12 protein-coding genes and 3 tRNA genes are annotated in these 12320 nt (G+C 75.0%); 7 read left to right on the top strand and 8 right to left on the bottom strand.

Annotated features, from left to right (window positions below):
• From ACUN9U_RS02970 to ACUN9U_RS02950, 5 genes are all read right to left on the bottom strand, one after another.
• Entirely contained in the window at window positions 1-444 is a 444-nt protein-coding gene (locus ACUN9U_RS02970) for an FAS1-like dehydratase domain-containing protein (RefSeq protein ID WP_445483420.1), read from the bottom strand.
• A 26-nt stretch (window positions 445-470) separates the two neighbouring features.
• A complete protein-coding gene (rpmG, locus tag ACUN9U_RS02965) occupies window positions 471-641 on the bottom strand; it encodes a 50S ribosomal protein L33 (protein ID WP_109773109.1) in 171 nt (56 codons plus the stop codon).
• Window positions 642-770: 129 nt separating this feature from the next.
• Window positions 771-844, bottom strand: a tRNA-Met gene (locus ACUN9U_RS02960).
• Between the two features lie 37 nt (window positions 845-881).
• A tRNA-Thr gene (locus ACUN9U_RS02955) sits at window positions 882-957 on the bottom strand.
• Between the two features lie 60 nt (window positions 958-1017).
• Window positions 1018-1099, bottom strand: a tRNA-Tyr gene (locus ACUN9U_RS02950).
• Window positions 1100-1205: 106 nt separating this feature from the next.
• Here ACUN9U_RS02950 and ACUN9U_RS02945 point away from each other — a divergent pair.
• Complete coding sequence (locus tag ACUN9U_RS02945) at window positions 1206-1700, top strand: YajQ family cyclic di-GMP-binding protein (RefSeq protein ID WP_445483419.1); 495 nt, start codon at window positions 1206-1208, stop codon at window positions 1698-1700.
• A 44-nt stretch (window positions 1701-1744) separates the two neighbouring features.
• Here ACUN9U_RS02945 and ACUN9U_RS02940 read toward each other — a convergent pair whose 3' ends face one another.
• Both ACUN9U_RS02940 and ACUN9U_RS02935 read right to left on the bottom strand, forming a co-directional pair.
• Window positions 1745-2539: a hypothetical protein gene (locus ACUN9U_RS02940; protein WP_445483418.1), complete on the bottom strand. Its 795-nt coding sequence runs from the start codon at window positions 2537-2539 to the stop codon at window positions 1745-1747.
• Window positions 2536-3465 (bottom strand): ATP-binding cassette domain-containing protein, encoded by a 930-nt coding sequence (locus ACUN9U_RS02935; RefSeq protein ID WP_445483417.1) that lies wholly within the window; start codon window positions 3463-3465, stop codon window positions 2536-2538. The genes ACUN9U_RS02940 and ACUN9U_RS02935 overlap by 4 nt, the downstream gene beginning before the upstream one ends.
• A 31-nt stretch (window positions 3466-3496) precedes the next feature.
• Between ACUN9U_RS02935 and ACUN9U_RS02930 the strand changes: the two genes are divergently transcribed.
• Window positions 3497-4363 (top strand): alpha/beta hydrolase family protein, encoded by an 867-nt coding sequence (locus ACUN9U_RS02930; protein ID WP_445483416.1) that lies wholly within the window; start codon window positions 3497-3499, stop codon window positions 4361-4363.
• Here ACUN9U_RS02930 and htpX read toward each other — a convergent pair.
• Window positions 4348-5217, bottom strand: a complete 870-nt coding sequence (gene htpX / locus ACUN9U_RS02925; protein ID WP_445483415.1) for a zinc metalloprotease HtpX — start codon at window positions 5215-5217, stop codon at window positions 4348-4350. The two genes, ACUN9U_RS02930 and htpX, sit on opposite strands and share 16 nt — an antisense overlap.
• A gap of 146 nt (window positions 5218-5363) precedes the next feature.
• Here htpX and ACUN9U_RS02920 point away from each other — a divergent pair, with 146 nt between their 5' ends.
• From ACUN9U_RS02920 to ACUN9U_RS02900, 5 genes are all read left to right on the top strand, one after another.
• Window positions 5364-7316 (top strand): 2-oxoacid:acceptor oxidoreductase subunit alpha, encoded by a 1953-nt coding sequence (locus tag ACUN9U_RS02920; protein WP_445483414.1) that lies wholly within the window; start codon window positions 5364-5366, stop codon window positions 7314-7316.
• The gene (locus ACUN9U_RS02915) at window positions 7313-8437 is read left to right on the top strand and encodes a 2-oxoacid:ferredoxin oxidoreductase subunit beta (protein WP_445483413.1); all 1125 of its coding nucleotides are present in this window, start codon (window positions 7313-7315) and stop codon (window positions 8435-8437) included. The genes ACUN9U_RS02920 and ACUN9U_RS02915 overlap by 4 nt, the downstream gene beginning before the upstream one ends.
• On the top strand, window positions 8434-9396 hold the full coding sequence (gene rarD / locus ACUN9U_RS02910) for an EamA family transporter RarD (protein WP_445483412.1): 963 nt from the start codon (window positions 8434-8436) through the stop codon (window positions 9394-9396). The genes ACUN9U_RS02915 and rarD overlap by 4 nt, the downstream gene beginning before the upstream one ends.
• A gap of 130 nt (window positions 9397-9526) precedes the next feature.
• Window positions 9527-11557: a PhoX family protein gene (locus ACUN9U_RS02905; protein WP_445483411.1), complete on the top strand. Its 2031-nt coding sequence runs from the start codon at window positions 9527-9529 to the stop codon at window positions 11555-11557.
• A gap of 139 nt (window positions 11558-11696) precedes the next feature.
• Window positions 11697-12317, top strand: coding sequence for a copper resistance CopC family protein (locus tag ACUN9U_RS02900; RefSeq protein WP_445483410.1), 621 nt, complete (start codon window positions 11697-11699; stop codon window positions 12315-12317).
• Window positions 12318-12320: the final 3 nt, after the last annotated feature.

Below are 12320 nucleotides of genomic sequence, written 5' to 3'. Positions count from 1 at the left end.
TCACTCCCCGCGGACCACGAGCATCGACGTGGACGTGCACACCGGCTCTCCGTCGACCGTGGTGATGTCGTTGCGGGTGGTCACGAGGTCGTTGCCGGCCATGCGCCGCACCGACTCCACGGTGAGCGCGGCCACGAGGAGGTCGCCGGCGACCGCGGGCCGGTGGTGGGTGAAGCGCTGCTCGCCGTGGACCACGCGGGAGAAGTCGACGCCCGAGGCCGGGTCGTCGACGAAGCGCGCGTCGCTGGACTGGGCGAGCGCCACGAGGAAGGTCGGCGGGGCGACGACGTCGGCGTGCCCCAGGGCCCGGGCCGCGTCGACGTCGACGTGGGCGGGGTGGGTGGCCCCCGTGGCCTCCGCGAACGCAGCGATGGCCGCCCGGGTCACCTCGTAGGTGTCACCGGGCGGCCACGTGCGGCCGACCTGGTCGGCGGGCGTCGGCACTGCGGGCGCGGCGCTGCTGCGCAGCGTCAGCGGGTCTCGCGGTGGGTGGTGTGGCGGCCGTCGCGCGGGCAGAACTTCTTCATCTCCAGGCGGTCCGGGTCGTTGCGCCGGTTCTTCTTGGTGATGTAGTTCCGCTCCTTGCACTCGGTGCACGCGAGCGTGATCTTCGGCCGGACGTCGGTCGACTTGCTGGCCACGGCAGGCCGTCCTCTCACATCTGCGTCAGCCGTCCGCATCGGGTGCGGCGGCACGGGTTCGGCGCAGCAGTCTACGCGGCGCCAGGACCGGTCACGACCGGCCGGCGCCCGGGGACGACGTGCAGCGCGTAGCGGGAGAGGGACTCGAACCCTCGACCTCACGATTATGAGTCGTGCGCTCTCGCCGACTGAGCTACCCCGCCAGGTGGCCGGTCCGCCGCTGTCGCTGCTGACCGGCCGTGGAGCCCCGATAGGGAATCGAACCCTAGACCTTCTCCTTACCATGGAGACGCTCTGCCGACTGAGCTATCGGGGCCGGCGACCGCGAGCCTACACGGCCCCCGGCGGGGGACCGTGCAGACCCGCGGGTCTCGCGTGGCAGGTGCAGGATTCGAACCTGCGAAGGCATTGCCGGCTGATTTACAGTCAGCTCCCATTGGCCGCTCGGGCAACCTGCCGCGGCTGCCTACGATAGCAAGCCCTCCGCCGGGCGCGGCGCAGTCCCTCCGCGGGGCGCGCCCCCGCGCGCGAGGACGCCCGTCCACCAGCACGCAGGAGGCACCCGTGGCCAGCGAGTCGTCGTTCGACGTCGTCAGCAAGCTCGACCGCCAGGAGGTCGACAACGCCCTCAACCAGGCCTCCAAGGAGCTCGCGCAGCGGTACGACTTCAAGGGCACCGGCGCCAGCGTCGCCTGGAGCGGCACCGAGGCCATCACCATGAGCGCCGACAGCGAGGAGCGCGTCAGGGCGGTGCTCGACGTGCTGCAGACCAAGCTGGTCAAGCGCGGCGTGTCGCTGAAGGCCCTCGACGCCGGCGAGCCCCGCCTGTCCGGCAAGGAGTACCGCCTGGACGCCTCCCTCAAGGAGGGGCTGAGCCAGGAGGACGCCAAGAAGATCGGCAAGATCGTCCGGGACCAGGGCCCCAAGGGCGTCAAGACGCAGGTGACCGGCGACGAGCTGCGCGTCTCCGCCAAGAGCCGCGACGACCTGCAGGAGGTCATCGCGCTGCTCAAGGCCGCCGACCTGGACGTCGCGCTCCAGTTCGTCAACTACCGCTGAGGCGGGCGCCGCCGCGCCGGGGGGGGCTCGCGCCCTCAACGCTCTCAGGCGTCGCTGCGGGCCGACCGCAGGGCGACCAGGAGCACCAGCGCGCCCACGACCGCGGCCAGCGCCGCGCCGGCCGCCGCCGTGCCCACCGCCCACGCCGGTCCTGCGGCGACGGGCGGCAGCGCCACCAGGCGCGAGGCGGCCGCTGCGGGCAGGAGCCGCTCGACCCCACCGCCCCAGCCCGAGCGCGGCAGGACCAGCCCCAGCAGGGGCTCCAGCAGCAGCGGCCAGGCCACCACGCCGGCGACGGCCGCCGCGGCGCTGCGGGTGAGCGACGCCAGGGCGAGGCCCGCCAGGCCCTGGAGCACCACGAGCGCCGCGTGCCCGAGCAGCGGCACGGCGAGCACCACCGGCCGCGGCGCCGCGGCGAGCAGCTGCTGGTCGGGCCAGCCGAGCACCAGCGCCGCGGCGGCCAGCAGCGAGGTCGCGGCCAGCAGGCCCGACCACGCGGCCACCACCACCACGCGGGCGGCGAGCAGGGCGCCGCGCCGCGGGACCAGCACGAGCGCAGCCCGGTGCTCGCCGTGCCGGGCGTCACCGGCGCTCACCAGCGCCCCCGCCAGCGCGGCGACCGCCCCCGCCACCGACAGGCCCGCTGTGCTGCCGCCCGTGAGGGCCTCGAGCAGCCCGTCGCGCCCGAGGTCGGTCCTGGCCCCCAGCACGCACACGGCGGCGGCACCCGTGGCGCCGGCCACCGCGGCCAGGACGAGCAGCACCGCGCTGGAGCGCACCGAGAGCAGGCGGGCGACCTCCAGGCGCACCGCAGCCGCCAGGGCCCGCTGCGGGCTCACGCGGGCACCCCCGGGGCCCCGGCCGGGCGCGGCTGCGGCAGCAGCGCCGTCTCGGGCAGCTCCACGCGCGCCAGCGCGGCGTCGAGGTCGACCTCCCGGCGCGAGAGCTCGTGCACGGCCACGCCCTCGGCGCGCGCCACCTCGCCCACGGCCGCCGCGTCCAGGCCGCCGACCAGGAGGGCGCCGTCGGGCAGCGGGTCCACCGAGCCGCCCCAGCGCAGCACGGCGCCGGCGAGCGCGCCGGGGTCGGAGGCGCGCACCAGCACCGGGGCGCCCGCGCCGGCGAGGAGGTCCGCGACGGCACCGCTGGCGCACGCCCGGCCGCGGCGGAGCACCACGAGCGCGTCCGCGGCCGGCACGGCGTCAGCGGCGCGGCGGGCGGCCAGGAGGGCGCTGCCCCCCGCGGCGGCGTGCTCGCGCAGCAGGTGCTGCAGCCAGTCGCGGCCCGGCTCGTCCAGGTCGGCGAAGGGGTCGTCCAGGAGCAGGGCGCGCGGGCGCCCCAGCAGCGCGCCCGCGACCGCCAGGCGCTGCGCCGCCCCCCGGGGGAACCTGCCCGGGCGCAGGCGCTCGGCGCCGACCAGGCCCACGGCCTCCAGCACCTCCGCGATCCGCCGGCGCGGCACGCCGGCCCCGGCGGCCAGCACCCGCAGGTGCGCCAGCGCCGTGCGACCGGGGTGCAGCGCGCGCGGGTCCAGCACCACGCCCACCGACTGCGGCGGGCGGGCCAGCGCTGCGAAGGGGACGCCGTCGAAGAGCACCAGCCCGCTGCCGCGGTCCAGGCCCGCGGCGAGCCTGAGCACCGTCGACTTGCCGCTGCCGGAGGGTCCCAGGAGGCCGGTGACCGCGCCGTCGGGCACCGTGAAGGAGAGGTCGTCGACGGCGAGGCGGCTGCCGTGGCGCTTGCTCAGCGCGAGGGCCTCGATCACCGCTCGAGGGTGGCACAGGAGGGGGTCCCGCGTGGCCGGTTCACCAGCACAGGAGCACCTCGGCGCGTCGCCGCGCCGGCGGCCCGGACGCGCGTCCGCGGCGGCGCCGGGGGCGGGCCTGCCGGAGCCCGCAGAGGTGGTCCGCCTCGGGGAGCACCCCTCGCAGGTGTGCGACCTGCACCTGCCGGCCGGCGGCGCGGCCACCCGGGTCGCCGCCCTGGTGCACGGCGGCTTCTGGAGGGCGGGGTACGACAGGTCGCTGGAGGACGCCGTCGCCGCGGACCTCCTGGCGCGCGGGTGGGCGGTGTGGAACGTCGACTACCGCGCGGTCGGGGACGGGGGCGGCTGGCCGGGCACCCTGGACGACGTCGCGGCCGGGCTGGACGCCCTGCCGGGGGTGCTCGCCCGGCACGGGCTCGGTGGAGCGCCCGTCGCGCTGGTGGGCCACTCCGCCGGCGGGCACCTCGTGGCGTGGGCGGGCACCCGGCGCGGCCCCGGGGACGCCGGGGCCCTGCGCCCCGCCGCGGTGGTGGCGCAGGCGGGCGTGGTGGACCTGCTGCTCTCCGAGCGGCTGCGGCTCGGCGACGGCGCCGCCACGGCGCTGCTGGGCGGCCCGTCCGCGGCCCTGCCCGAGCGGTGGGCCGCGGCCGACCCCGCGCGGCGCGTGCCCCTGGGCCGCCCGCTGCTGGCGGTCGTCGGGGACGCCGACGACGTGGTGCCCCCCGCGCTGTCGGCGTCCCTGGTCGAGGCCGCGCGCGCCGCCGGGGACGACGCCCAGCTGGTCGTCGTCCCCGGGGAGGGCCACATGGAGCACCTCGACCCCGCGAGCGCGGTCTGGCGCGAGGCGCTCAGCTGGCTGGAGCGGGTCCTGCCCGCCGCGGCTCAGCGGGCGCGGTAGCCGTAGGCCATCTCCTCGAGGCGGGCGATGCGCTCGGCCATCGGGGGGTGGGTGCTGAACAGCCGGGAGACGTCCTGCGCGCGGAACGGGTTGGCGATGAAGAGGTGGGCGCTGTTCTGCACCTGGCGCTCGGGCGCCAGGGGCCGGGCCTGCGTGCCCCTCTCGAGCTTGCGCAGCGCCGAGGCCAGCGCCAGCGGGTCGCCGGTGAGCTGGGCGCCGTCGGAGTCGGCGTCGTACTCACGGGTGCGGCTGATGGCCATCTGCACCACGCCGGCCGCCAGCGGGCCGAGGAAGAGGATGAGCATCGCGGCGAGCGGGTTGGAGCGCTCGTCGCGCGAGCCGCCGAAGAACATCGCCATGTACGCCAGGTAGGTGATGACCGAGGCCATGGCCGCGGCGATGGAGCTGGTGAGGATGTCGCGGTTGTAGACGTGCATGAGCTCGTGGCCCAGCACGCCGCGCAGCTCGCGCTCGTCGAGGATGTCGAGGATGCCCTGGGTGGCGCAGACCTTGGCGTTCTTGGGGTTGCGGCCGGTGGCGAAGGCGTTGGGGGCCGAGGTCGGGGAGACGTAGAGCTGCGGCATCGGCTGGCCGGCGCGCTCGGAGAGCTCGCGCACGATGCGGTGCATCGCGGGCTGCTCCGCCTCGGTGACCGGGCGGGCGCGCATGGCGCGCACGGCGACCGAGCCGGACGTCCAGTAGGCGATGCCGTTGACGACGAGCGCGATGACGAGCCCGGTGGTCAGGGCCTGGGCGTCCCCGCCGAACAGCAGGAAGCTGGCCAGCAGGACGACGCCGCCGAGCAGGCCGAACAGCACCGCCGTCTTGAGCCCGTTGAAGTGCCCGTGGGCCATGGGGTCCTCTCCCGAACCTCGTTCTTGACTCTTCCTTGACCTGCAACGCGCCGGACGCCCGGCGCGTTCCCCCGCGGGCGCTCCCGTGGGACGCCTCACAGGAGGTTCCCAGCACCGGTCGCACCGGCCGCGCGGACGTAGCATCGATGCACGTGAGCACCGGTACCGACGCGCAGCGCGCAGCGACCCCGTCGACCCCGTCGGCCAAGCCGGTGGAGGTGCTCGACCGCGTCGTCATCCGCTTCGCCGGGGACTCCGGCGACGGCATGCAGCTCACCGGCGACAGGTTCACGGCGGAGACGGCCTCCCTCGGCAACGACCTGGCCACGCTGCCCAACTTCCCCGCCGAGATCCGGGCCCCCGCCGGGACGCTGCCGGGCGTGTCCAGCTTCCAGCTGCACTTCGCCGACCACGACGTCACCACCCCCGGGGACGCGCCCGACGTGCTCGTGGCGATGAACCCGGCGGCGCTGCGCGCCAACGTCCACGACGTCAAGCCCGGCGGCACGCTCATCATCGACACCGACGACTTCACCGCCCGCAACCTCGCCAAGGTCGGCTACGCCACCTCGCCGCTGGACGACGGCAGCCTGGAGGGCTACCGCGTGCACGCGCTGCCGATGCAGTCGATGACGGTGGAGGCCCTCAAGGACCTGGGCCTGAGCCGCAAGGACGCCGAGCGCAGCAAGAACATGTTCGCCCTCGGGCTGCTGAGCTGGCTCTACGAGCGGCCCACGGAGCAGACCGAGCGCTTCCTGACCAGCAAGTTCGCCAAGCGCGCCGCCGTGCTCGAGGCCAACCTGCGCGCCTTCCGCGCCGGGTGGGCCTTCGGGGAGACCACCGAGGCGTTCCCGGTGCGGTTCACGGTGCCGCCGGCGCCGGCCGAGAAGGGCCTGTACCGCAACATCACCGGCAACACCGCGCTGGCGTACGGCCTGGTGGCCGCGGCGCACCGCGCGGGCCTGCCGCTGGCGCTCGGCTCCTACCCGATCACCCCGGCCTCCGACATCCTCCACGTGCTGTCCGGCCTCAAGCGGCTCGGCGTGACCACGCTGCAGGCCGAGGACGAGATCGCCGCCGTCGGCATGGCCCTCGGCGCCTCCTTCGGCGGGTCCCTCGGCGTCACCACGACGAGCGGCCCGGGCCTGGCGCTCAAGAGCGAGACGATCGGCCTGGCGGTGGCCCTGGAGCTGCCCCTCGTCATCGTCGACGTCCAGCGCGGCGGGCCCTCCACGGGGCTGCCCACGAAGACCGAGCAGTCCGACCTCCTGCAGGCCATGTACGGGCGCAACGGCGAGTCGCCCGTGCCCGTGGTGGCCCCCTCGACCCCGGCGGACTGCTTCGACGCCGCGGTCGACGCCGTGCGGATCGCGGTGCGCTACCGCACGCCGGTGCTGCTGCTCTCCGACGGCTACCTGGCCAACGGCTCCGAGCCGTGGAGGGTGCCCGCGGCGCACGACGTGCACGCGGTGGACCCCGACTTCGCCACCGACCCCAACTCCACGGCCGCCGACGGCGTGACCCCGCAGTTCAGGCCGTTCCTGCGCGACCCCGACACCCTCGCCCGCCCGTGGGCCGTGCCCGGGACCGCTGGGCTCGAGCACCGCGTCGGGGGCCTGGAGAAGGCCGACGTCACCGGGGAGATCTCCTACGACCCCGCCAACCACGACCGGATGGTCCGGCTGCGCCGGGCGAAGGTGAAGGGCATCGAGGTGCCCGACGTCGTCGTCGACCACGGGGGCCAGGAGCACCGCGACTCCGACCTGCTCGTGCTCGGGTGGGGCTCCACCCGCGGGCCCATCACCGCCGCCGTCCGCGAGGCCCGCCGCCGCGGCGTGCGCGTCGCCCAGGCGCACCTGCGCCACCTCAACCCCCTGCCCGCCAACCTCGGCGAGGTGCTGCTGGCCCACGAGCACGTGCTGGTGCCCGAGATGAACCTCGGGCAGCTGGCGCTGCTGCTGCGCGGCCGCTACCTCGTCGACGTGATCAGCTGCAACCAGGTGCGTGGGCTGCCGTTCCAGTCCACCGAGATCGTGGAGGCCATCGAGGACGTCGTGGCCGGCCGCGTGCGCGAGACCCCCCGGAGGGACGCTCGATGACCACCCCCCTGTCCATCCCCCTCGGCCTGCCGACCCTGCGCTCGGGCACCGACGGCGTCCCTTCGCTCCCGGAGGGCGTGCGCCTGGGCAAGAAGGACTTCACCTCCAGCTCCGAGGTCCGCTGGTGCCCGGGCTGCGGCGACTACGCCGTGCTCGCCGCGGTGCAGGGCTTCCTGCCCGAGCTCGGGCTGCGCAAGGAGAACGTCGTCTTCGTCTCGGGCATCGGGTGCTCCTCCCGGTTCCCGTACTACCTCGACACCTACGGGATGCACTCCATCCACGGGCGCGCCCCCGCCATCGCCACCGGCCTGGTGGCCACGCGCCCGGACCTGTCGGTGTTCGTGGTCACCGGCGACGGCGACGCGCTGAGCATCGGCGGCAACCACCTCATCCACGCGATGCGCCGCAACGTCAACATGACGATCCTGCTGTTCAACAACCGGATCTACGGCCTGACCAAGGGGCAGTACTCCCCCACCTCCGAGGTCGGCAAGGTCACCAAGTCGACCCCGTCGGGGTCGCTGGACGCGCCGTTCAACCCGGTGTCGCTGGCCCTGGGCGCCGAGGCGAGCTTCGTGGCGCGCACCCTCGACTCCGACCGCAAGCACCTCACCGCGGTGCTGCGCGCCGCCGCCGAGCACCGCGGCACGTCGCTGGTGGAGATCTACCAGAACTGCCCCATCTTCAACGACGGCGCCTTCGACGTCCTCAAGGGCTCGAACGCCGAGACCGCTTCACGGCTCGTCCACTTGGAGCACGGCCAGGAGGTCGTCTTCGGCGCCGAGGGCGCCCAGAAGGCCGTCGTGCGCTCGGCGTCGGGCTTCGGCGTGGAGGTGGTCGGCCTGGACGAGGCCCGCGCGAGCGGGCGCGAGGTGGTCGTCCACGACACCGAGACCGCCGACCCGTCCCTGGCGTTCGCGCTGTCCCGCCTGGACGAGCCCACCATGGCGCACGTGCCGGTCGGCGTGTTCAGGGCCCACCACCGGCCCACCTACGACGACGAGGTGCGCGCCCAGCTCGACGCCGCCCGCGAGGCCAGCGGCGGCTCGGCGGGCTGGCGCGCCTCCGACGCCGACCTGGAGGCGCTGCTGCGCGGCAGCGACACCTGGTCGGTGGAGTGAGCCAGCAGCAGGCCCCCGCAGTCCCGCAGCAGCTGCCGCAGGCCCCCTCCCAGGGGCGCGGCACGCTGCTGGGCCTGTCCGCCTACCTGCTGTGGGGCCTGTTCCCGCTGTACTTCCCGCTGCTGGCCCCGGCCGGCTCGGTGGAGGTGCTCGTCCACAGGGTCCTGTGGACGGCCGTGCTGTGCGCGCTGCTGCTGTCGGTGCTGCGGCGCTGGCGCCCGCTGCTGGCGCTGGCGCGCTCGGGCCGGACGGTGGCGCTGCTGGCGCTCGCCGCGGTGGTCATCGCGGTCAACTGGGGCGTCTACATCTACGCCACGCAGACCGCCCACGTGGTCGAGGCGTCGCTGGGCTACTTCATCAACCCCATCGTCACCGTGGCGCTCGCGGTGCTGCTGCTGCGCGAGCGGCTGCGGCCGCTGCAGTGGGCGGCCGTCGCCGTCGGCGTGCTCGCCGTCGTCGTCATCACCGTCGACTACGGGCGCCCGCCCTGGATCTCCCTGGTGCTGGCGCTCAGCTTCGGCACCTACTCGCTGGTGAAGAAGCGGGTCGGGTCGGCGGGCGCCGACGGCGCGCGGGGGCTGTCGGCACTGACCAGCCTCTCGGCCGAGACGCTGCTGCTGGCCCCGGTGGCGCTGGTGGCGCTCGCCGTCCTGGAGGCCCGAGGCAGCGGCACCTTCACGGTGGACGCGCCCTGGCACGCCCTGCTGCTCGCCTCCACCGGCCTGGTGACGGCGGTGCCGCTGCTGCTGTTCGCGGCGGGAGCGGCGCGCGTGCCGCTCACCACCACGGGGCTGCTGCAGTACGTCACGCCCGTGATGCAGCTGGTGCTGGGCGTCGCGGTGTTCCACGAGGCGATGCCCGCCTCGCGGTGGGCGGGCTTCGCCCTGGTGTGGGTGGCCCTGGTGCTGCTCACGGCCGACCTGCTCGGTGCCGGCCGACGGAGGACGCGCACGGGTTAGGCAACGTCACTGTGAGTAAATGCGGAGGAACGGGACAGTTCACCCGCAGGCCACGTCAGGGCCACCGGCGGTCCGTGCCCGGAGGACAGCGTCTCCGGCGCCAGCACCCCTGGACGAGGAGACACCTGTCATGACCCTGACCCCTTCCCGCCGGCAGCTGCTGCCGATGGCCGGTCACACCCGCGGCACCCGGTCCGCGGCCACCTGCCACTTCAAGTGCGGCGACGCCTGCCTCAAGGACGAGGGCAGCACCTCGACGTCGCCGGCCTTCGCGGCCGTCGTCGAGGCCTCCCTGTCGCGCAGGAACCTCCTGCTCGGCCTCGGCGCGGTGGTCGCCGCCGCCGGCAGCGGCGCCGTGACCGCCCGCCCCGCGGCCGCCGCCGGCGCCCCCGGCGCCCCGGCCGCCGCTGCGGCCGGTGCCGGCACCGTCGGCCCGAAGGGCCTGGCGTTCACCCCCATCGCCTCGGTGGCCAGCACCGTCGACGAGCTGACCGTGCCCGCCGGCTACACCTGGAAGCCGATCATCAGCTGGGGCGACCCGGTGGTGCAGGGCGCCCCCGCCTTCGACCTCGACCGCCAGAGCGCCGCGGCGCAGGAGCAGCAGTTCGGCTACAACTGCGACTACCTCGCGGTCCTGCCGCAGGGGAAGAACAAGGCCCTGCTGGTGGCCAACCACGAGTACACCAACGAGAACCTCATGGTCCCCGGCTTCACCAGCGAGGACGCGCTCACCGACGAGCAGCTGCGGACCTCGATCGCCGCCCACGGCCTGTCGGTGGTGGCCCTGCGCCAGGGGAAGGACGGCTTCTGGGAGGTCGAGCCCTCCAAGCACGGCCGCCGCTTCACCGCGCTGTCCACCGAGTTCGAGCTGCGCGGCCCGGTCGCCGGCAGTGACCTGCTGAAGACCGCGAAGGACCCCTCGGGCCGCCGGGTCGTCGGCACCCTCAACAACTGCGCCGGCGGCACCACCCCGTGGGGCACCGTGCTGTCGGGCGAGGAGAACTTCGACCAGTACTTCCGCGGCGACGCGAACGGCGACCCCCGCAACCGCGACACCTACGGCCTGGTCGACAAGACGGGCAAGGTCGGCACCGGCCGCTACTGGTACAGGGTCGACGACCGCTTCGACGTCGTGAAGACCCCCAACGAGATCAACAGGTTCGGCTGGATCGTCGAGGTCGACCCGCGCGACCCGCGCTCCACCCCGGTCAAGCACACCGCGATGGGCCGTTTCAAGCACGAGGGCGCCACGACCATCGTCGCGAAGAAGGGCAACGTCGTCGCGTACATGGGCGACGACACCGCCGACCAGCACCTGTACAAGTTCGTCAGCCGCGACCGCGTCCCGGGCAGGAGCGGCGGGCGCAGCGAGCTCCTCGACGCCGGCGACCTCTACGTGGCGAAGTTCTCGGCCGACGGTCCCGTCACCACCGACCGCGACGGCACCGGCGAGTGGATCCCGCTCACCAAGGACGGGGAGTCCGCTGTGCCCGGCATGAGCCTGGAGGAGGTGCTCGTCTTCACGCGCGCCGCCGCGGCCGCGGTCGGCGCGACGCCGATGGACCGCCCCGAGGACGTCGAGCCCGACCCGCGCACCGGCTACGTCTACGTCGCCTGCACCAACAACTCCAACCGCGCGGCCGCCGGGCCCGCCAACCCCCGCCCGAAGAACAAGTACGGCCACGTCATCGAGCTGCGCGAGGCCGGCGACGACGCGACCGGCACCCGCTTCGAGTGGTCGCTGCTGCTCGTCTGCGGCGACCCGGCCGACCCGACCACGTACTTCTCCGGCTTCCCGGCGGACAGGGTCTCGCCGATCTCCTGCCCCGACAACGTCGCGTTCGACGCCCGGGAGCCGGGCCTGTGGGTCTCGACCGACGGCGCGCCGAGCTCGATCACGCGCAACGACGCCCTGCACTTCGTGCCGCTGACCGGCCCGGAGCGCGGCCGCGTCTCGCAGTTCCTCGCGGTGCCCACCGGCGCGGAGACCTGCGGCCCGTGGATCGACGCCGCGGACGGCTCGGTGTTCGTCAACGTGCAGCACCCCGGGGAGGTCGACGGCGCCGTCGTGGACAGGCCGGCGTCGAAGTTCCCGTACAGCGCCAGCTCGCAGCGCACCCCGCGTCCGAGCACCGTCCAGGTGCGCCGCACCGGGAAGTAGCCCCCCCTCCTGCCGTGATCATGGGCGATCGGCCACCCCGGGTGGTCGATCTGGGGGCACCTCCCGCTTGCGGGGGACCATGATCACGGCAGGAGGCACCTAGCCTGGGGAGGACACCCGCCGCACCGTCTGGAGCACCGTGCCCCTCCCCTTCCCCGCCCGGGGCCTCGCCGCGCTCGGCGCGGCGGCAGCCCTCGCGGCCGTCGCCCTGGCCGCCGCCCCCGCGGCGCTCGCTCACGACGCGCTGGTCTCCAGCGTGCCCGGTGACGGGACCACCGTGACGAACGCGCCGGAGGCCGTCTCGCTCGGCTTCAGCTCCGCGCCGCTGGAGCTCGGCGCGCAGGTGGTGGTCACGGGTCCCGACGGCGCCGTGCTGACCCAGGGGCCGCCGGAGGTCGTCGGGACCGACGTCGTGCAGGGGCTCGCGCCCGACCGGCCCGCCGGCACCTACACCGTCGACTGGCGCGTCACCTCCAGCGACGGCCACCCCATCGAGGGCACGGTCGCCTTCACCGCCGAGGGCGCGGTGGGCGCGAGCCCGGCCGCCAGCACCGCCAGCGCGTCGCCGCCGTCGTCGTCGGCCCCCGCACCCGGTGCGAGCGAGGCGACCACCAGCCCGAGCACCGCACCGGCCTCCGCGCAGGGCGACGACGGGTCCGGCGTCTCCGGGTCGACGTGGGCGTGGACGGTCGCCGCCGGCGCGGCGGGTGCTGCGATGGGCGTGCTGCTGGTGCGCGCCCGGCGCCGCTCCGGCTCCTGACCG

It is taken from the genome of Quadrisphaera sp. KR29 (assembly GCF_052644995.1).
This window is presented reverse-complemented; position numbering and strand designations above follow the sequence as displayed.